The 18,410-nt window shown below is 59.6% G+C and carries 20 protein-coding genes; 13 read left to right on the plus strand and 7 right to left on the minus strand.

The genetic code is table 11. The features are described 5' to 3' along the window. Positions 1 to 41: 41 nt before the first annotated feature. The 3 genes from malF (at position 42) to I6L40_RS10780 (ending at position 3,802) form a co-directional block, all read left to right on the plus strand. A complete protein-coding gene (gene malF / locus I6L40_RS10770; RefSeq protein WP_071911474.1) occupies positions 42 to 1,694 on the plus strand; it encodes a maltose ABC transporter permease MalF in 1,653 nt (550 codons plus the stop codon). 12 nt (positions 1,695 to 1,706) lie between these two features. After that, positions 1,707 to 2,597 carry a maltose ABC transporter permease MalG gene (gene malG, locus I6L40_RS10775; RefSeq protein WP_041209357.1) on the plus strand — a complete coding sequence of 297 codons (891 nt, stop codon included), beginning with the start codon at positions 1,707 to 1,709 and terminating at the stop codon, positions 2,595 to 2,597. Between the two features lie 68 nt (positions 2,598 to 2,665). Beyond that, the gene (locus I6L40_RS10780) at positions 2,666 to 3,802 is read left to right on the plus strand and encodes an ABC transporter ATP-binding protein (RefSeq protein ID WP_042029975.1); all 1,137 of its coding nucleotides are present in this window, start codon (positions 2,666 to 2,668) and stop codon (positions 3,800 to 3,802) included. Between the two features lie 108 nt (positions 3,803 to 3,910). Here I6L40_RS10780 and ppk2 read toward each other — a convergent pair whose 3' ends face one another. After that, positions 3,911 to 4,726: a polyphosphate kinase 2 gene (gene ppk2 / locus I6L40_RS10785; protein WP_043849822.1), complete on the minus strand. Its 816-nt coding sequence runs from the start codon at positions 4,724 to 4,726 to the stop codon at positions 3,911 to 3,913. 114 nt (positions 4,727 to 4,840) lie between these two features. Between ppk2 and I6L40_RS10790 the strand changes: the two genes are divergently transcribed. Beyond that, positions 4,841 to 5,641: an alpha/beta fold hydrolase gene (locus I6L40_RS10790; protein WP_071911472.1), complete on the plus strand. Its 801-nt coding sequence runs from the start codon at positions 4,841 to 4,843 to the stop codon at positions 5,639 to 5,641. 85 nt (positions 5,642 to 5,726) lie between these two features. Here the strand turns inward: I6L40_RS10790 and I6L40_RS10795 are convergent, their stop codons facing one another. From I6L40_RS10795 to I6L40_RS10805, 3 genes are read right to left on the minus strand one after another with little or no spacing between them, the layout of a single operon-like run. Beyond that, positions 5,727 to 6,533 (minus strand): MipA/OmpV family protein, encoded by an 807-nt coding sequence (locus I6L40_RS10795; protein WP_071911470.1) that lies wholly within the window; start codon positions 6,531 to 6,533, stop codon positions 5,727 to 5,729. A 35-nt stretch (positions 6,534 to 6,568) separates the two neighbouring features. Next, positions 6,569 to 7,639 carry an AI-2E family transporter gene (locus I6L40_RS10800; protein WP_216994243.1) on the minus strand — a complete coding sequence of 357 codons (1,071 nt, stop codon included), beginning with the start codon at positions 7,637 to 7,639 and terminating at the stop codon, positions 6,569 to 6,571. Positions 7,640 to 7,664: 25 nt separating this feature from the next. Then, on the minus strand, positions 7,665 to 7,898 hold the full coding sequence (locus tag I6L40_RS10805) for a sulfurtransferase TusA family protein (protein WP_042029966.1): 234 nt from the start codon (positions 7,896 to 7,898) through the stop codon (positions 7,665 to 7,667). Positions 7,899 to 8,019: 121 nt separating this feature from the next. On the opposite strand from I6L40_RS10805, the gene I6L40_RS10810 reads away from it, so the two are divergent. Then, positions 8,020 to 9,474, plus strand: a complete 1,455-nt coding sequence (locus I6L40_RS10810) for a M48 family metalloprotease (protein ID WP_367948931.1) — start codon at positions 8,020 to 8,022, stop codon at positions 9,472 to 9,474. An 84-nt stretch (positions 9,475 to 9,558) separates the two neighbouring features. On the opposite strand, the gene I6L40_RS10815 is transcribed toward I6L40_RS10810, so the two are convergent. Next, the gene (locus tag I6L40_RS10815) at positions 9,559 to 10,041 is read right to left on the minus strand and encodes a TlpA disulfide reductase family protein (protein ID WP_071911466.1); all 483 of its coding nucleotides are present in this window, start codon (positions 10,039 to 10,041) and stop codon (positions 9,559 to 9,561) included. Positions 10,042 to 10,101: 60 nt separating this feature from the next. Between I6L40_RS10815 and arsC the strand changes: the two genes are divergently transcribed. After that, a complete protein-coding gene (gene arsC, locus I6L40_RS10820) occupies positions 10,102 to 10,452 on the plus strand; it encodes an arsenate reductase (glutaredoxin) (RefSeq protein WP_216994244.1) in 351 nt (116 codons plus the stop codon). Further along, on the plus strand, positions 10,449 to 10,832 hold the full coding sequence (locus I6L40_RS10825) for a DUF2069 domain-containing protein (protein ID WP_216994245.1): 384 nt from the start codon (positions 10,449 to 10,451) through the stop codon (positions 10,830 to 10,832). The genes arsC and I6L40_RS10825 overlap by 4 nt, the downstream gene beginning before the upstream one ends. A 67-nt stretch (positions 10,833 to 10,899) precedes the next feature. Here the strand turns inward: I6L40_RS10825 and I6L40_RS10830 are convergent, their stop codons facing one another. Beyond that, entirely contained in the window at positions 10,900 to 11,517 is a 618-nt protein-coding gene (locus I6L40_RS10830; protein ID WP_216994246.1) for an ACP phosphodiesterase, read from the minus strand. A gap of 163 nt (positions 11,518 to 11,680) precedes the next feature. Between I6L40_RS10830 and iadA the strand changes: the two genes are divergently transcribed. Beyond that, positions 11,681 to 12,811: a beta-aspartyl-peptidase gene (gene iadA / locus I6L40_RS10835; protein WP_064340140.1), complete on the plus strand. Its 1,131-nt coding sequence runs from the start codon at positions 11,681 to 11,683 to the stop codon at positions 12,809 to 12,811. A gap of 91 nt (positions 12,812 to 12,902) precedes the next feature. Here the strand turns inward: iadA and I6L40_RS10840 are convergent, their stop codons facing one another. Beyond that, positions 12,903 to 13,805: a lysine exporter LysO family protein gene (locus I6L40_RS10840; RefSeq protein WP_216994247.1), complete on the minus strand. Its 903-nt coding sequence runs from the start codon at positions 13,803 to 13,805 to the stop codon at positions 12,903 to 12,905. Between the two features lie 533 nt (positions 13,806 to 14,338). Here I6L40_RS10840 and I6L40_RS10845 point away from each other — a divergent pair. The 5 genes from I6L40_RS10845 (at position 14,339) to I6L40_RS10865 (ending at position 18,410) form a co-directional block, all read left to right on the plus strand. Further along, complete coding sequence (locus I6L40_RS10845; RefSeq protein WP_033115996.1) at positions 14,339 to 15,109, plus strand: ABC transporter ATP-binding protein; 771 nt, start codon at positions 14,339 to 14,341, stop codon at positions 15,107 to 15,109. 50 nt (positions 15,110 to 15,159) lie between these two features. Next, entirely contained in the window at positions 15,160 to 15,933 is a 774-nt protein-coding gene (locus tag I6L40_RS10850) for an ABC transporter substrate-binding protein (protein WP_041209369.1), read from the plus strand. 215 nt (positions 15,934 to 16,148) lie between these two features. Continuing rightward, positions 16,149 to 16,889, plus strand: coding sequence for an ABC transporter permease (locus I6L40_RS10855; protein WP_041209370.1), 741 nt, complete (start codon positions 16,149 to 16,151; stop codon positions 16,887 to 16,889). 3 nt (positions 16,890 to 16,892) lie between these two features. Continuing rightward, on the plus strand, positions 16,893 to 17,585 hold the full coding sequence (locus I6L40_RS10860; protein WP_042029963.1) for an ABC transporter permease: 693 nt from the start codon (positions 16,893 to 16,895) through the stop codon (positions 17,583 to 17,585). A gap of 162 nt (positions 17,586 to 17,747) precedes the next feature. Further along, positions 17,748 to 18,410 (plus strand): TIGR01621 family pseudouridine synthase, encoded by a 663-nt coding sequence (locus I6L40_RS10865; protein WP_201907050.1) that lies wholly within the window; start codon positions 17,748 to 17,750, stop codon positions 18,408 to 18,410.

Consider the following 18,410-nt stretch of genomic DNA (forward strand, 5'->3'; position numbering starts at 1 on the left):
TCTCTCTCAAATATCTCTTGGCGTTATAAAGGTTAATTGGCATGGAAGTAGTACCTTCTGTTGAGTCCTATGCCGGTCCGAAGGATAAGCACACCTGGCTTAAGTGGACTATCGCGGCCCTGGTCGCCATCCTCAACGGCTACGCAGCCGTGATGATGTACGCCAGTGGCGAGTGGGTATTCGCGCTGCTGGATCTGGTGGTGGTATCCGTCGGTCTGTATGTCTTCATGAACAAGAAGACCTATGCCCATCGCTACATCTTTCCGGGTGTGGCTGGCATGGTTGTATTTATCATCTTCCCTCTTGCCTACACGATTGGCATCGCCTTCACCAACTATTCAGGCACCAACTTGCTCTCCGTGGAGCAGGCTCGTGATTATCATCTGAAGAAAACCTACAAGGTGGCGGGCGGTGAATTCGATTTTACGCTGCTGGGTGGCGACAACGGCCAGTTCCAGCTGCAGCTGAACCAGGATGATCACGCCTATATCAGCCAACCCGTTACCCTGATGAACAACAAGGCCCGCGAGCTGGCCGTGAGTGAAGGTCGGGCACAGGCAACTCCTCAGGTCATCGAGCTGATTCCGGTCACTGGCGAGATCGCCAGCAAACCGGCCCCCATTCGTGCCATCGTGGATCATCGCACCCACCTGAGCGCGCTGGATCTGGTGCTGCCCGATGGTTCCACCCATCTGACCCTGAGCAGCCTGCGCAAGTTTGCCGCCCAGAAGTCCCAGTACACCCGTCTGATGGATGGCGCCGTGCTCAAATCCGGCGTGGTGATCAAAGACAGCAACCTGCTGCGCGACAACCAGAGCGGCGAGCTGATGCTGCCCAACGGCGAGACCGGTTTCTACCAGTACATCGACGATCAGGGCCAGTTTGTCGGCAAGGGCATTGCTCCGGGCTTTGTGGTCAGCGTGGGTTGGAAGAACTTCGCCCGCATCGTGACTGACCCGGGTATTCAGGCGCCGTTCCTGCAGATCTTCGTCTGGACCGTGATCTTCTCTGCCTGTTCCGTGGCGTTCACTCTGGCCATCGGTATGGTGCTGGCCTGTCTGGTGCAATGGGAATCGCTCAAGGGGCGCGGCTTCTATCGGGTCATGCTGATCCTGCCCTACGCGATCCCAGCGTTTATCTCCATCCTGGTGTTCAAGGGGTTGTTCAACCAGAACTTCGGTGAGATCAACATGTTCCTGGAAGCGGCCTTTGGCATCAAGCCGGACTGGTATACCAATCCCATGCTGGCCAAGGTGATGATCCTGATCGTCAACACCTGGCTGGGCTACCCCTACATGATGATCCTCTGCATGGGCCTGCTCAAAGCTATCCCGGAAGATCTCTATGAAGCGTCCGCCATGGACGGTGCCGGTCCGGTGCAGAACTTCTTCAAGATCACCGTGCCGCTGCTGATGAAGCCGCTGACCCCGCTGTTGATTGCCTCGTTCGCATTCAACTTCAACAACTTCGTACTTATCCAGTTGTTGACCAACGGTGCTCCGGACATCATCGGTGCCAGCACTCCGGCCGGTACTACCGACCTGCTGGTGAGCTACACCTACCGGATTGCATTCCAGGGATCGGGTGGTCAGGACTACGGTCTGGCCAGTGCCATCGCCACCGCCATCTTCCTCATCGTAGGTGCGCTGGCGCTGCTCAACCTGAAATTGTCCAAAGCCGACAAACAGCTGTAAGGAGGCTTCAACATGGCAATCGTACAACCCAAATCAGTCAAATACCGGGTGTGGGCAACCCACCTGGTCATGTGGGGCTTCCTGGCACTGATCATCTTCCCGTTGATCATGGTTATCGCCATCTCGTTCCGTAACGGTAACTTTGCGGTAGGGGAGATCATCCCCTCCAATCCGACCCTGGATCACTGGAAACTGGCGCTGGGCATCTCCATCACCAACGCCGACGGCAGCATCACACCGCCGCCGTTCCCGGTGCTGACCTGGTTGTGGAACTCCATCAAGATCGCCGGCATCACTGCCCTGATGATCGTGACGCTCTCCACCACCTGTGCCTACGCCTTTGCCCGTCTGCGTTTTCGTGGCAAGTCCACCATCCTGCAGGGCATGCTGATTTTCCAGATGTTCCCGGCAGTGCTGGCACTGGTGGCCATCTACGCGCTCTTTAACAAGATTGGTGACTACATCCCCTGGCTGGGTCTCAACACCCACGGTGGCCTGATCCTCGCCTACATGGGCGGTATCGCCCTGCACGTCTGGACCATCAAGGGCTACTTCGAGACCATCGACTCCTCTTTGGAGGAGGCTGCGGCCATCGACGGTGCGACTCCGTGGCAGGCATTCCGCCTGATCCTGTTGCCCCTGTCGGTGCCCATTCTGGCGGTGGTGTTCATTCTGGCCTTTATCGGTTCCATTACCGAGGTGCCCATGGCCTCCATCCTGCTGCAGGATGTGAACAATCTGACCCTGGCGGTCGGAGCCCAGCAGTACCTCTATCCGCAGAACTACCTGTGGGGTGACTTTGCCGCAGCCGCTGTGCTCTCCGGCTTCCCCATCACAGTGGTGTTCCTGCTGGCACAGCGCTGGCTGGTTGGCGGTCTGACTGCCGGTGGTGTGAAAGGTTAAGTTTATGGCCGGGGGAGCTGACTCCCCCCGCTATCACGATTTGCAAAGATTCAAGAGCGGAGCTCGTCATGGCTGAAGTAGTACTCAACAACGTTCGCAAAAATTACGACCCGGCTGTTCACAAGGACACCCTGCGCAATATCAACCTCTCCATCAAGGAGGGCGAGTTCATCGTCTTCGTCGGTCCGTCCGGCTGCGGCAAATCCACCCTGCTGCGGATGATCGCGGGTCTGGAAGACATCACCAGCGGTGAGCTGACCATCGGCGGTCGCTACATGAACGACGTGCCGCCGGTAGAGCGCAACGTCGGCATGGTGTTCCAGTCCTACGCCCTCTATCCGCACATGAACATCTACGAGAACATGGCCTTTGGTCTGAAGCTCAAGAAGATGGACAAGGAGAACATCCACAAGCGGGTGATGCGTGCCGCTGAAATTCTGGGTCTGGAGCCGCTGCTGGAGCGCAAGCCCAAGGCACTCTCCGGCGGTCAGCGCCAGCGGGTTGCCATCGGTCGCTCCATCGTGCAGCAGCCGCAGGTGTTCCTGTTTGACGAGCCGCTCTCCAACCTCGACGCCGCGTTGCGGGTCAAGATGCGGATCGAGATCGCCAAGCTGCACAAGGAGCTCAACTCCACCATCATCTACGTGACCCACGATCAGGTGGAAGCGATGACCCTGGCTGACAAGATTGTGGTGCTGAGTCCGCTCAAGGCCGATGCCGCCAGCAACCTGGAGCAGTTCGGTTCACCGCTCGACCTCTACCACAACCCGGACAACAAGTTTGTGGCCGGTTTTATCGGTTCGCCCAAGATGAACTTCCTGGCTGCCGAGCTGATGGAGATTGGCGAGCAGGAGTGCGTGGTCAAGCTCTCTACCGGCGACAGCGTGCGGGTGCGGGTCGATGCCCGTCGTGGCGCGGTGGGTGACAAGGTTGAGCTGGGTATCCGCCCGGAGCATCTGGTGCCGCTGAGCCACGCCCATGCCGACAGCAAGCTGAGCGGCGTAGTGCAGGTTGCCGAGCATCTGGGGGCCGAATCATTCGTCTATATGGATGTGGATGGTCACGACTTTACCGTCAAGACCACCTCCGACGTGGATGTGGCGACCGGCCAGAGCTACAGCGTGGGGATCCCGGCTGAAGCCTGCTATCTGTTCGATGCCAAGGAGCAGGCGTTCCCCCGCACTGCCAAGTACATCCGTACCTGATCGCGGTTTGGTGCAAGTTTTCCGTATCTTCAATGCCTTTTTGCCGGTCTTGCGACCGGCTTTTTATTGCCTGCCGTTTGGCTAAACCGGCAGGCGCGGTAGCTGCGCTTAGCCCTCGAGATCGGCAGTAATATCGGGCACAAAGGTCTGGCTGGTCAGGGGCGGGCGTTCGTACCCTTCGGTCTTGATGGGGGGGAGCTTGATGGGCTCGTAGTGGATCGCCTCGTAGGGCACCTTGCCTAGCAGATGGGCGATGCAGTTGAGGCGGGCGCGGCGCTTGTCGTCGGCCTCCACCACAAACCAGGGGCTGTCCTGGGTGTCGGTGTAGGTGAACATGTCATCTTTGGCGCGGGAGTATTCGACCCAGCGCGAGCGGGACTGCAAGTCCATCGGGCTGAACTTCCAGCGCTTGATAGGGGTGTTGATCCGCTCCTTGAAGCGCTTCTCCTGCTCCTCATCGGAGACCGAGAACCAGTATTTGATCAGGGTGATGCCGGAGCGGATCAGCATCCGCTCGAACTCGGGGCAGGCGCGCAGAAACTCGCGATACTCGGCGTCGCTGCAAAAGCCCATCACCCGCTCTACCCCGGCGCGGTTGTACCAGGAGCGATCAAACAGCACCATCTCGCCAGCAGCGGGCAGGTGGGCGACATAGCGCTGAAAGTACCACTGGGAGCGCTCGCGGTCCGAGGGGGCGGGCAGCGCCGTCACACGGCAGACCCGAGGATTCAGGGGCTCGGTGATCGCCTTGATGACGCCCCCCTTGCCGGCAGCGTCCCGTCCCTCGAACAGTACCACCACCTTGAGCCCCTCCTGCTTGACCCACTCCTGCAGCTTGACCAGCTCCTCCTGCAGGTGGGCGAGGTGGTGTTCATAACATTTCTTGTCCAGACGTGGCCGCTTCTTGCTCTTGTCCTTCGGCATCTTCTTCTCCTCTTTGAGTCCCTTCTTGCCGTCACTTCAGCTTGCACCAGGGAGAGTCGACTGCCAAGGGGGACGTGATACACTGCCCGCCCATCGCTGGCAACAGGAGATAACATGAAGCATTTTATGGAGATAGCGGGCCGCCGGATGGCCTATCTGGATGAAGGGCAAGGGCCGGTGCTGCTGTTTGGTCATAGCTACCTGTGGGATAGCGCCATGTGGGCGCCGCAAATAGAGGCGCTCAAGGGCAGCTATCGCTGCATCGTTCCCGATCTGTGGGGCCACGGCGATTCCGATCTGCTTCCGGAAGGCGCCTGCACGCTGGCAACCCTGGCGCGCGATCATCTGGCGCTGCTCGATGCCCTCGGCGTCGATGAGTTCGTGCTGGTGGGCCTCTCCATCGGTGGCATGTGGGGTGTGGAACTGGAGCGCATGGCCCCAGCTCGCCTCAAGGGACTGGTGCTGATGGACAGCTTCGTTGGCCTCGAGCCGCAGATCACCTGCGAGCGCTACCTTGGCATGCTGGCGATGATCGAGCAGCTTGGCACCGTGCCGGCGCCTATCGTCGAACAGGTGGCGCCGCTCTTTTTTGCCAATCAGCCTGATGAAGCGTTGATGAGTGGTTTCAAGGCGCGTCTTGCCGCCTGGCCAAAGGATAAGATTGCAGCCATGGTGGCGGTGGGCCGCAGCTTTGTGACCCGTGAAGATCGCATCGAGTGGCTGGAGGAGATCACCACTCCTGCCTTGGTGATGACCGGCTGCGAGGACAAGGCGCGCCCGGTGCTGGAGGGCTATCTGATGGCCGAGGTACTGGGTTGCCCGTTCAGGGAGATCCCGGCAGCTGGCCACATCTCATCGCTGGAAAATCCGGCCTTCGTCAATCAGCAGCTGACCGGGTTTCTGGCGGCGCTATAAGCCTGAATGGGTAGCCTGAAGATGGTCGTGAAAAAGGGAGCCGAGGGCTCCCTGTTGTTTGTTCGTATCTCACGGCTCATCACCGTTACCAGATATAGCCCAAGGCAAATCCTGCATAGAGCTCGCCGTCGTGTTGGACGATGGGGCTGTTTTTAATGTCCCGATCATACAATTCGTAGTTCATGGCAAACATGCCAATCCAGTTGGGACTGAAGCGGTAGCTGGTGATGAGCGCCGCCATGGGGGAGAGGGTTGAGCCCGTATCCCAGGCGGGCCGCTGGGCGGTGGCCTCGCTTTCGGAGATGCCGCCGAAGTAGTAGTTGGCCATCTTGTCGCTGCGCAGCATCACCCCCATCCCCGGCATGATAAGCAGGTTGTCGCGCTGGATGGGGAAGTCGGCCCACAGCAGCAGCTCCTGACCCTTGCTGCGGCCGGTGATATCGCTGTTGGCGCGCACGGTCAGCAGGGCGTAGGGGGTGATGATGTTGCCACCGATCCCGCCTTCCAGCTGCCATTTGCGCTGTTCCATGCCGCTGAAGACGGGCGAATCCTCGGGATCCAGATTGCCAAAACGCACTCGGCCATAGCCATACAGGGCGACATGTTCATCCTTGTGGAAGTAGTAGCGCGCCCGATCGCCGAGAAACATGAACTGCTTGCCGAAGTAGATAAAGCCCGGGATTGCGTAGGTGGCATTATCCTGCGCCTCATAGCGGGCTTGTCCCCCGATGAGCGCCGCACCGGCGACAAAGCCTTGTGGCACCGGACTGGTGGGGCTGTCGCTGGTGAGCAGATCCATGGAGCCAAGGTCGATATCGGCGCGGGCGGGCAGGGCGGCAGCGAGGAGCAGGGCCGTCAGCCCTGCCGCTCTGATTTGACGAAAAAAGGTCATGGACACTCCGTTGTCACGATTGCATGGGAAGTCGGTTATTTCGCGGCGCTCGGCAGATCTTCGCGTTTTGGCCAGGCATTGATCACCGCCTTGACCAGGGTGGCGAGGGGAATGGCGAAGAAGACCCCCCAGAATCCCCATAGTCCGCCAAAGACCAGCACGGCGATGATGATGGCGACCGGATGGAGGTTGACCGCCTCCGAGAAGAGCACCGGTACCAGCAGGTTGCCATCGAGGGCCTGAATGACCAGATAGGCCACCATCAGCCAGGCGAACTCCGGGGTGAGGCCCCACTGGAACAGGGCGACCATGGCTACCGGCACCGTCACCACGGCAGCGCCTATGTAGGGGATCAGCACCGAGAAGCCGACAGCGACCGCCAGCAGCACCGAATAACGCAGCCCCATCAGGGCGAAGGGGACATAGGTGGCAATGCCGACGATCAGGATCTCGATCACCTTGCCGCGGATGTAGTTGATGATCTGGTTGTTCATCTCGACCCACACCCGGTTGACCAGGGTGCGGTTGCGCGGCAGGAAGCGGCGCAGGCTGCCCATCAAGACTCGCTTGTCCTTGAGCATGAAGAAGACCATCAGCGGCACCAGGATCAGGTAGATCATGATGGCCACCACGTTCACCAGCGAGCTGAGAGAGGCGCTCACCAGATGCTCGCCGCCACTGAGAATGCGCTGGCGGATATTGTCGATGACGGTCTCCACCAGACTGACGTCGATGAGTTCGGGATAGCGGTCAGGCAGGGTGCGGACATAATCCTGAGCGTGAGTCAGCATGGCCGGCGCCTCTTTGGCCAGATTAATCCCCTGACTGACCAGCGTCGGGATAAGGCCCAACATGGCGGCGACCGCCACCGTAATAAAGAGGATCAGAATGACGCTGGTGGCCAGGGTGCGCGACAACCCCGCCTTTTGCAGCCGGGCCACCGGCCACTCCAGCAGATAGGCCATCACCAGCGCCACCAGCAGGGGGGCCAGCAGATCGCCAAACAGCCAGATGATGGCAAAGCAGAAGACCAGCAACAGGAAGAGGGTAACGGCATCGGGATCGGAGAACCGGGTCTGATACCAGCGCTTCAAGACTTCTAACATGACTGCATCCTTACACGACAGGGGCTCAAGATGGCTGTGTCGCCCCGACAACCAGCTGCAAAGAGAGGGTATTGTCCGGCTCCGGGGTGAGAATGACCCCGTGGCCGAGACGCTGCAGATAGGCCGGAATATCCTGCCGGGAGCCCGCATCGGCCAGCCGTATGGTCACGGTTTGACCGGTTTTGGCCTCCCGCAACCAGAGCTTGAGCCGGATCAGCGGCTCGGGACAGCGCCAGGGGGTCAGGTCGAGATATTCCATGGTGGCTCCATCACGCAGATGGCCGCTATTATGGCCGTGATAAGAGCATGAAACAACGCTTGTAGCCCTTGATGGGCAAGGGTATTCTGCCGAGGCCCTTTCTGATGGAGATAGAGATAACGTGGCACGCTTTTCCCCCCTGATGGCATCACTTCCCCTGTTGGCTTCCCTGATGGGCGCCACGTTTCATGCCGAGGCGAACAATCAGCTTCCCGATATAGGTACCGCCGGGGTATCGGCCCTGCCCATCGAGCAGGAGGTACGCTATGGCAACGCCTTCATGCGCTTTGCCCGTGCCGGTTTGCCGATCATCGATGATCCCGTGTTGAGCCAATATATCGACGATCTGGGGCAGCGCTTGCTCTCCAACGCCGATGGGGTGCGTTTCCCGTTTACCTTCTTCCTCATCAATGACCCCAGCATCAACGCGGCCGCCTTCCTTGGCGGGCGGGTCAAGGTGCACACCGGCCTGTTTCTCTACGCCGATAGCGAGAGCGAGCTGGCCTCGGTACTGGCCCACGAAATCACCCACGTGACCCAGCGTCACATCGCCCGCTATATGGAAGCGCAGGCAAGCAGCTCTGCGGTGACTCTGGCCGGTCTGGTGGGCTCCATCGCACTGGCGGTGATCAACCCGACCGCCGGTATTGCGGCGTTGCAGACCACGCTGGGCCTCTCCATGCAGTCTGCCATCAACTACACCCGCGACAACGAATACGAAGCGGACCGGATCGGTATGAAGACCCTCTACGATGCCGGTTTCGATCCCATGGGGATGGCCAACTTCTTCCAGAAACTGGCTGCCGAGTATCGCTATGCCAGCAAGCCGCCCGAAATGCTGCTGACTCACCCGCTGCCGGAGACCCGGATCAGCGAGGCCCGTGCCCGGGCGAGCAGCTATGGCCGCCGCGACTTGCCGCCGAGCCTCGACTTCTGGTTGGCCAAGGTGCGCATTCAGGTGCGCTATGGCACCGATACCCCGCAGGGGATGCTGAGTTACTTCGATAGCCGGATCCAGAAAGGGGATTACCCGCTCAAGGATGCCGCCATCTATGGCAAGGCGTTGGCGCTGATCCAGCTTAAACGCACCGACGAAGCGGACACGCTGATGAAGGAGCTGGCCACCCGTCATCCGGAAGATCTCTTTATCGTCGATGCCCAGACCGACATCGATCTGGCCAAGGGGCGCAGTGCCCAGGCCATCGCGCGCCTCGAGAAGTTCCGCAGCCAGATGCCGGACAACGAGGTGGTGGTGGTCAACCTTGGCAACGCCTATCTCGAAAGCGGCAACTACAAGAAGTCCATCGCCATCCTTGACCCCTATGCTCGCGCGCATGAGGAGAACAATCTGGCCTGGAACCTGCTCTCTGACGCCTATCGCAAGGCGGGTAGAATGACCGAGCTGCACATGGCGCGGGCTGAAATCCTCTCTCTGCGCGGTGATTATCAGGCGGCTATCGACGAGCTGATCGTGGCGCGCGGCACCACCAGTGACCGGATGACTCTGGCTCGACTGGAGGCGCGTATCACCGAGCTGGAGCGAGCCAAGAAGGATCTCGACAGCCTCAAGGGGTGACGAGAGGTTATTCAAGGGCGCACCAGAGTGCGCCCTTGTTGTTTATGGTGAGTCAGAGAAACAGCTTTGAGCGCTGTGGGCCGCTCAGTTGCCCGGATGCCTGATGGATGCCTTGAGGGCGTCGATCTGCGATTGACCCAGTTCACCAACCAGCGTCTGTTTGAGCTTGCCCTCACTATCGAGCAGGTAGCTGGTAGGCAGCCCGCTTGGGCGAGGGAAGGGGAGCCTGGCATCCTCATTGGCAATAAGGAGCGGCACCTTGATGTGGTACTGGGCGGCCAGCTTGTCCAGCTCTGCCGGGGTGGTCGGGTCGTAGTTGATCGCCACCACGGCGATCTCTCCTTCGGTAGCCAGCGCGTTGAGGTGCGGCATCTCTCGCAGGCAGGGGGCACACCAGGGGGCGAAGTAGTTGACCAAGAGCGGCTTGCCGGCAAAGTGGTCAAGGGCCACCCTTTGCCCCATCGCGTCGGTAAATTCGGGGGCGGGCGTGCAGGCGCCCAGCAGGCCAGCCACAATCAGCCAACAAATTCGTTTCAATTCCTTTCCACTGCCGCTTACCCTGACCATCACTTTCCCCTACAATAGCGCCGTTTCTAATCCCATCTTGCGATTAATCAGGGAGTTACCATGAGCGAGACCCAAATCTACCACAATCCGCGCTGCTCGAAGAGCCGTGAAACCCTGGCGCTGCTGGAACAGCACGGGATCGCCCCTGATGTGGTGCTCTATCTGGAGCAGGCCCCGAGTGAAGAGGAGATCCGCAAGCTGCTGACCCTGCTTGGCTTTAGCGACCCGCGCCAGCTGATGCGCACCAAGGAAGATCTCTACAAGGAGCTGGGCCTCGGCGAAGTGAATGGCGACGACCTTATTCGTGCCATGCACCAGCATCCCAAGCTTATCGAGCGCCCCATCGTCATCAAGAACGGTCAGGCCCGTATTGGTCGCCCGCCGGAGCAGGTGCTGGAGATCCTCCAGTGAGCACCCGCTTCGCACGTTGGCTGACTTTGGTCGGCTTCTTTGGTCTGCTGGGCTGGGTCATCCTCTGGCATCTGTGGCTCTCGCCCCATCCCGACCTCAACCCCTGGCTGCTGCCGGTGATCTGGACGGTGCCGCTGCTCTTCCCCCTCAAGGGGATAGTGCAGGGCAACCCCTATACCCACGCCTGGGGCAACTTCGTGCTGATGCCCTACTTCCTCCACGCCCTGACCCTGATCACCACGGATGAGGGGGAGCGTTGGCTGGCGGTGGTGGAGCTGCTGTTCACCACCCTCGCGTTTGTCGGCACCATCTACTACGCCCGTCTGCGTGGCCGCGAACTGGGCCTCAGCATTCGCAAGAAGAAAGACGAAGCCAAGTGACGAAGCCAAGTAATGCAAGAAGTAACGTGCAGCAATGTGATGAAGAACGCCCCGCAAGGGGCGTTTTTTATGGCGGTGATATCAGACCCGAATCAGCCCGGAGCAGGGCCAGCTGCTGCACGCTGTGACCCATCAGTTGCGGGTAGAAGCGCAGAAATCCTGCTTCGCACCCTCGCCATTGCGCTTCATCAAGGGTGAGCAGCGCATCGCCGAGCGGCATCGGGCGGCGTAGCCGGCGGCCAATACCATTGAGGGCCTGCGCCAGCCCCTCTTTGCGCTGATAGGAGGCGATCCAGTTCTGCTCGGCCATCCGTTTGAGGGGAAGCGGCAACCCCTCTGGCAGGACGTGGTGGTCAGCCAGCAGCTGGCCATAGCTCTGCGTGAGAAAGCGGGGCAGGGGATCTGCGCTGAAGGCTTGCCAGTGCTGGCTCAGCCAGTGGTCGTAAAGCATATCCACCACTATGCCGCCAAAACGGCGCCAGGGGGCCTCGAAACAGGCAACGGCCGCCTTGTGCTCGGGATGGCCATCGGTGAAGGCATCAATTTTGCGGTGCAGCCAGATCCCCTCGTCAAACGGTGCGGCAAGACCCGTTGGCAGAGAACCTTTAACGAAATCGCCGAGCAGGTTGCCGGTGAGGGAGCTTCCGGTGTGGGCGGCCAGATGAAGGTGAGCCAGAAAGTTCATGATGAAAGCGGGGCCTGCGAACGGATAGTGCCGCTGAGAGTAGCGGATCTTCCATCTCTCATGAAAGTCTTGTTCAGGAAGTGCTTTCACCGGCGCGCCAATAGTGGGTAAATAGTTCATCTGCCTGATGGCATGTCACGGTATTGAGCGAGGAGTAACCATGATGTTGACCCTGATCGAGGGGGCCGAAATTTTCAGCCCCGCCTACCTTGGCCAGCAGGATCTGCTGGTGGCGGATGGCCGCATCGCCTGGATGGGCAAGGGAATGAGCGTGCCCGCCGACTGGCCACTGATGCGTGTCGATGGACGGGGTCACTATCTGGTGCCCGGCATGGTGGATCCGCTGGCGCATATTACGGGAGGTGGCGGTGAGGGGGGCTTTGCCTTTCGCACCCCGGAACTGGCGGCGAGCGAGGCGCTCAAGGCCGGAGTGACCACGCTGGTGGCGGCGCTTGGCACCGACAGTCTGACCCGCTCGCCGGCTCAGGTGCTCGGCAAGGTGCGTGAGTTTCGCGCCGCCGGCGTGAGCGCCTTCATGTATACCGGCTCCTACCATCTGCCGGTCAAGAGCATCACCGGCACGGTGGAGTCCGACATCATCCTGATCCCCGAAGTGCTGGGGGTGGGAGAGGTGGCTATCAGCGACCACAGATCCAGTGCACCAACCCACGACGAGCTGGCCCGTCTTGTGAGCGAGGCACGGGTGGCCGGGTTGCTCGCGGGCAAGAGCGGGGTCAGCTTCTTTCATCTGGGCGATGGTCAGGGCGCCCTGGCGCCACTGCGGGCCCTGCGTGACAAAACCGATATTCCGCTGCGCCAGCTCTATCCGACCCACTGCAACCGCAACCCCTGGCTCTTCGCCGAGGCGATCGAATGGGGCAAGGCGGGAGGCTGGGTCGATCTCACCACCTCCAGCTTTCCCGATCTGGTTGAGGATGGCGAACGGTTGGCGGCCGATGCGCTGGTGGAGCTGTTGGCCGCCAACGTACCAGCCGATCGCATCAGCTTCAGCTCCGATGCCAACGCCAGTCTGCCGCGCTTTGATGGCGAGGGGCGCCTTATCGAGATGCGCTGCGGCCAGATCGCCAGCCTGTGGCAGGAGTGCGTTCGTGCCTGCCAGCTCGGGGTGCCGCTCGAGGTAGCGCTGGCGGTCGTGAGCGCCAACCCGGCGCAGGCGCTGGGGCTTGGCGGCAAGGGGCGGATCGGGGTCGGTCAGGATGCTGACTTGCTGTTGATCAAATCAGCTTCGCTCGCCATCACGAAGGTGATGAGCGGCGGTCAGTGGCGTAGCTAAGCTCTTGGCGTTTTAGTGCGCGTATCGATTTCCAAACAACCAAACAAAAAGCCCGACACCCGTGTCGGGCTTTTTGCTGGGGAGAGGCAGCCTAGATAGCCAGAAAGCCGAGGATCAGGATGGGGCCGAGCAGGCTCAGGATAAAGCCGGAGACAATAGCCACCGGCACGACGGTGATGCCGCCTGACTTCTGGATGACCGGCAGGGTGAAGTCGAGGGCGGTGGCGCCGCCATAACCGATAGCCGCGGAGGGGTGACGCCGCATCAGGATCGGAATGATCAGGATGGCGATAAGCTCGCGTCCCAGATCGTTGATAAAGGCGGCAGAGCCCAGCACAGGCCCCAGCTTGTCGGCCACCAGAATACCGGAGAGCGAGTACCAGCCGAAACTCGATCCCAGCGCCAGCCCGTGAGCCTGGGGCATGCCCAGCAACTGGGCCGCCAGCAGGCTGCCGAGCCAGCTGCTGACAATGACGGTAGCGGCGATCTTCATTCCCCAGGGGTTGAGCAGGATCTGGCGCAGCCGCATGCCGGAGTTGCGCATCTGCACCCCGACCAGAAAGAGCAGCAGCATCAGCGCCCACTCGCTCCACTTGTCGATGGGCAGGGCGCGCAGATCTACCAGCAGACCCAGCAGCACACCGCCCAGTACCACAAAGCAGAGCTGCAGCGACTCCCACAGGAGATGGAGCTTGCCCGGCATTTTGGCATCGCTGGCGGCATGGGTCGGCGGCGAGCGCTTGTCGAGCCACCAGAGGGCCAGCAGGTTGCAGAGGGTAATGGCGCCGAGCATGACCCCGGCCACTTTGAAGATGACGGCGAGGTTGCTGCCAAGGTTCTCCACATAGGCAAGCCCCAGCCCCATCAGAAAGAGAATGAGGTAGACCATTTTGCCCAGCCCCTGATTGACCAGCTTGATCAATCGGGCGGAGGAGAGGGGAACCAGATAGCCGATCACCAGTGGCAACAGGATCAGCAAGACATTGAGCAACATCGGGGCCTCGAACACAAAAACTGATAAAAATCCCACCTTATCATTACTTATTGGCTCTGTGTCACATTTCTCTCGCTTTCCATGGGGTTTCGGGGCCATTTATTAGGGAGTTGTTACTTTTCAGCTTGATGTGGGGTGTGCGAAGGGGAACGCAGCTTCCTGACAAGGGGCCAATAAAATCAGTTTGATCCATTTGCTCCAGCCAGAATCTGCATGGGGAGTGGTTGCATAAAGCCATTTTGGAGTCGTTACGGACTGAATGTGGTTTTTCTCTTGCCACGGCCATGATTGGGGTATAAAAAGGCGGTATTCCAAACGCCGATGAAACGGCTGTTTATGCAAACAAAGTGCTGAAAAATACGTGATAGTCGAATAAAAATAGAGCGATTAACCAGGATCCCCGCGTTCCATATTGTTTTTTCACTATCCGGGTGATATTTTCGCTGAAGGTTACCATCGGTTAAATTTTTGTTAAGTTGGCGATGGTGGAGTCACGCCCCTGCGGCGTCTAGGGACAGACAAGGTTGTAATGGATGAGCGACGTTGCCGCACTGGAAGTACGTGATCTGCACAAATATTTTGGCACCCACGAAGTGCTCAAGGGCATCGACATGACTGCCCACAAGGGGGATGTCATCTCCCTTATCGGCTCCTCGGGTTCGGGGAAGTCGACTTTTCTGCGCTGTATCAATCTGTTGGAAACCCCCTCATCCGGCAGCGTCTCCCTCCATGGTGAATTGATCCGGATGAAAACCAGCCGTTCCGGCGAACGGTTGCCGGAAGATATGCGTCAGGTTGAGCGCATTCGCAGCCGGCTGGCGATGGTTTTCCAAAGCTTCAATCTCTGGTCGCACATGACCATCATGCAGAACATCATCGAAGTGCCGATCCAGGTGCTCAAGGTGCCCCGTGCCGAGGCGATCGCCAAGGCGGAGCAGCTGCTCAACCGGGTTGGACTCTGGGAGCGGCGTGACTACTACCCGGGTCACCTCTCCGGCGGTCAGCAGCAGCGTGCCGCCATCGCCCGTGCGCTGGCGGTGGAGCCCGAGGTGATGCTCTTTGATGAACCCACCTCGGCGCTCGATCCCGAGCTGGTGGGAGAAGTTCTCGGCCTGATGCGCGAGCTGGCCGAAGAGGGGCGTACCATGCTGGTGGTGACCCACGAGATGTCATTTGCCCGCGATGTATCGAACAAGGTGATGTTCCTGCATCAGGGAAGAGTGGAGGAGGAGGGCAACCCCAAAGAGATTTTTGCCCATCCCAAGTCCGAGCGGTTCAAACAATTCATCTCCTCCATCTATTGATGGCCGGAGCCCGGATTTACACGATCGACTGTTTTATCAAGGAGAGATACATGAACAAGCTGATGCTGGCGACTACCGTGATTGCTGCCCTCTCTTCCGGCAGCCTGATGGCCAAGGAGTGGAAAGAGGTGCGTATCGGGGTGGAGGGTGCTTATCCCCCCTTCTCCTGGACCGAGCCCAATGGCGAGGTAAAAGGGTTTGATATCGACATCGCCAATGCCCTGTGCGAAGAGATGAAAGTGAAGTGCACCCTGGTCAAGCAGGATTGGGACGGTATCATTCCGGCGCTGCTGTCGCGCAAGTTTGACGCCATCATCGCCACCATGGACATCACTGAAGAGCGCAAGAAGAAGGTGGACTTCACCCAGAAGTACCAGCACATTCCGGCTCGCTTTGCCGCCAAGAAAGGGACTGACGTCAAGCTCGACAAGGCCTTCATGGAAGGGAAAACCGTGGCGGTGCAGCGTGCTACCTCCATGGATACCTTCATTACCGACAACTTCCCGAACGCCACCATCAAGCGTTACGGCACTGCCGATGAAGCCTATCTCGATCTGAAATCCGGCCGTGTCGACTATGTGCTGGCCGACTCCGCTGCCATCACCGACGGTCTGTTCAAGAAAGAGGGGGGCGATGCCTTTGAATTCGTCGGCCCGAAACTGACCGATCCCAAGTGGTTTGGCGAGGGTGCCGGTATTGCAGTGCGCAAGGCTGACAAGGATCTGAAAGAGAAATTCAACGCCGCCATTCTGGCGCTGCGTGCCAATGGCAAGTACAAGGCGATCAACGACAAGTACTTTGAGTTCGACGTATACGGCGAGTAAAAACTGGAGCCGTGCACGCTGAGTCATTCGCCACATAGATAGCGAATAACAGGCCGACCGGCTCACCTCGTCAGTCGTCATCGGGCCCGTTCTCTCCGTGTGGAGCGATGGGCCCTATTAATTGCAATGGAGCTGCATCTGACCGTGTTAAGGATGTGGGTTCTCTTGTTGTTCAGAGGCATCAGCCCACTCAAGAAGTTGCAATGGAGCTGCATATGTTTGATTTGAAAGGATACGAAGCCTCGTTGCTGGAGGGCGCCTGGGTCACCCTGGAGGTGGCGCTCGCCTCCCTGCTGCTGGCGCTGCTGCTCGGCATGCTGGGGGCGCTCGCCAAGCTCTCCCCTTACAAGTGGGCCCGCGCCATTGCCAGCAGCTATACCACCCTGATCCGCGGCATTCCCGATCTGGTGCTGATGATGCTGCTCTTCTTTGGCGGCCAGGTGTTCATCAACGCTGTCTGTTCCTGGGTCAACGAGACCTACAATAACTGGTTGCTGCAGAGCAACCCGTCTCAGGAGTGGGTCTCCCTGCTGCCCGATTATGTGGATATCAGCCCGTTTGCCGCCGGTGTGGCGACCATCGGCTTTATCTTCGGCGCCTATATGACCGAGACCTTCCGCGGCGCCATTCTGGCGGTGGACAAGGGGGAGCTGGAGGCCGCCCGTGCTTTTGGCATGCGTTCGAGTCAACTCTTTGTGCGGATCCTCTTCCCCCAGATGATGCGCCACGCCCTGCCTGGCTTTGGCAACAACTGGCTGGTGCTGCTCAAAACCACCGCGCTGGTCTCCATCATCGGGCTCGATGACATGGTGCGCAAAGCGTCGCTGGCGGCGGGTTCGACCCAGCAACCCTTTACCTTCTACATGGCCGTGGCGCTCATCTTCCTGATCTTCACTGCCGTCTCTACCTCGGCGCTCAAGTGGGCCGAGCGTCACTACGCCATCAAAACGAGGTAAGCCATGGATTTTTCAATCATTCTCAAAGAGTGGCCCACCTACTGGGAGGGCCTCTACACCACGGTCTGGCTGGTGGCACTCTCCCTGCTGCTTGGCCTGATGATCGCCATCCCCCTGGGCATTTTGCGCAATAGCCGCAATTGGCTGATCAAGGGGCCGATCTGGGCCTACATCTACTTCTTTCGCGGCACTCCGCTGCTGGTGCAGCTCTTTATCATCTACTACGGCGCTGCCCAGTGGGAGTGGCTGAAGAACAGTGCAGCCTGGTCGCTCTTCTCCGAGGCCTGGTTCTGCGCGCTGCTTGCATTTACCCTCAACACCGGCGCCTATACCGCAGAAATCGTGCGCGGGGCGGTACACAACATGCCGCGTGGCCAGATTGAGGCGGCCAACGCCTTTGGCATGACCCGCTGGCAGACCCTGACCCGGATCATTCTGCCCAACTCGTTTCGCCGAGCGCTGCCTGCCTACAGCAACGAGGTGATCTTCATGCTGCAAGGCTCGGCGGTGGCGGGCATCATCACCATCGTCGATCTGACCGGCGCTGCGCGGATCATCAACTCCCGCTACTACAGTCCGTTCGAGGCGTTTTTGACAGCCGGTCTGCTCTATATGCTGCTCACCTTTGTCATCGTCTGGCTGTTCAAGAAGTGGGAGACACGCTGGCACGCCCATCTGCGGCCGCGCAGTGTGTGACCGGTTAACGCCAGATGAAAAGCCCCGCCACGTCGACGGGGCTTTTTTTCGCCCGGCAATTGCCATCGGCCGTTTGCCAAATTGTGGCCGAGCAGGGACAATGCCTGCCCGAGAGCTGCCGGCGTACCGGTTGCTGGCCTTTTTCCAGTTCGACGAGGTGTTATGTACCGGATCCTGTTTCAACACGCCGATTTTCTGGTTATCGACAAGCAGCCCGGCATCGGCATGCATGACGAGAAGGGAGAAGAGGGAGGAGAGACTGCGCCCGGGCTGGTCAATCGGGTGAAGGCCGATACGGGTCTGACCCTCTATCCGGTACACCGGCTCGACAAGATGACCTCCGGCTTGGTGCTGCTGGCCCGCACCACGGAGGCGAACCGCGAACTGAGCATGGCCTTTGCGGCCCGTGAGGTGAGTAAACAGTATCTGGCGCTCTCCGATCGCAAACCCAAGAAGAAACAGGGTTGGGTGAAGGGGGATATGCAAAAGGGGCGCGGCGGCAGCTGGATGCTGGCGCGTACTCTGGATAATCCTGCCATCAGCTGGTTTGATTCGGTATCGGTGCGCGAGGGGCTGCGGCTCTATCGCATCAAACCGCAGACCGGCAAGACCCACCAGATCCGGGTTGCCCTCAAAAGCATCGGCGCCCCCATTCTCGGGGATGAGCGCTATGGCGGTACGTCAGCCGATCGCGGTTATCTGCATGCCTGGCGGCTCAGTTTCACCCTGGCCGGCGAGCCCTTCGACTTTGTCTGTCCCCCCACGCAGGGGGCAGAGTTTGTCACCCCCGAGCTGACCGCCGCGATTGCCGCTCTTGCACCTTGA

This window comes from Aeromonas sp. FDAARGOS 1410, assembly GCF_019048745.1.
GTDB lineage: Bacteria > Pseudomonadota > Gammaproteobacteria > Enterobacterales > Aeromonadaceae > Aeromonas > Aeromonas jandaei.

Coding starts and splice junctions, on each gene's coding strand:
- malF (WP_071911474.1), top strand. CDS start 42: ATGGAAGTAGTACCTTCTGTTGAGTCCTATGCCGGTCCGAAGGATAAG.
- malG (WP_041209357.1), top strand. CDS start 1,707: ATGGCAATCGTACAACCCAAATCAGTCAAATACCGGGTGTGGGCAACC.
- I6L40_RS10780 (WP_042029975.1), top strand. CDS start 2,666: ATGGCTGAAGTAGTACTCAACAACGTTCGCAAAAATTACGACCCGGCT.
- ppk2 (WP_043849822.1), bottom strand. CDS start 4,726: ATGCCGAAGGACAAGAGCAAGAAGCGGCCACGTCTGGACAAGAAATGT.
- I6L40_RS10790 (WP_071911472.1), top strand. CDS start 4,841: ATGAAGCATTTTATGGAGATAGCGGGCCGCCGGATGGCCTATCTGGAT.
- I6L40_RS10795 (WP_071911470.1), bottom strand. CDS start 6,533: ATGACCTTTTTTCGTCAAATCAGAGCGGCAGGGCTGACGGCCCTGCTC.
- I6L40_RS10800 (WP_216994243.1), bottom strand. CDS start 7,639: ATGTTAGAAGTCTTGAAGCGCTGGTATCAGACCCGGTTCTCCGATCCC.
- I6L40_RS10805 (WP_042029966.1), bottom strand. CDS start 7,898: ATGGAATATCTCGACCTGACCCCCTGGCGCTGTCCCGAGCCGCTGATC.
- I6L40_RS10815 (WP_071911466.1), bottom strand. CDS start 10,041: ATGGTCAGGGTAAGCGGCAGTGGAAAGGAATTGAAACGAATTTGTTGG.
- arsC (WP_216994244.1), top strand. CDS start 10,102: ATGAGCGAGACCCAAATCTACCACAATCCGCGCTGCTCGAAGAGCCGT.
- I6L40_RS10830 (WP_216994246.1), bottom strand. CDS start 11,517: ATGAACTTTCTGGCTCACCTTCATCTGGCCGCCCACACCGGAAGCTCC.
- iadA (WP_064340140.1), top strand. CDS start 11,681: ATGTTGACCCTGATCGAGGGGGCCGAAATTTTCAGCCCCGCCTACCTT.
- I6L40_RS10840 (WP_216994247.1), bottom strand. CDS start 13,805: ATGTTGCTCAATGTCTTGCTGATCCTGTTGCCACTGGTGATCGGCTAT.
- I6L40_RS10845 (WP_033115996.1), top strand. CDS start 14,339: ATGAGCGACGTTGCCGCACTGGAAGTACGTGATCTGCACAAATATTTT.
- I6L40_RS10850 (WP_041209369.1), top strand. CDS start 15,160: ATGAACAAGCTGATGCTGGCGACTACCGTGATTGCTGCCCTCTCTTCC.
- I6L40_RS10855 (WP_041209370.1), top strand. CDS start 16,149: ATGTTTGATTTGAAAGGATACGAAGCCTCGTTGCTGGAGGGCGCCTGG.
- I6L40_RS10860 (WP_042029963.1), top strand. CDS start 16,893: ATGGATTTTTCAATCATTCTCAAAGAGTGGCCCACCTACTGGGAGGGC.
- I6L40_RS10865 (WP_201907050.1), top strand. CDS start 17,748: ATGTACCGGATCCTGTTTCAACACGCCGATTTTCTGGTTATCGACAAG.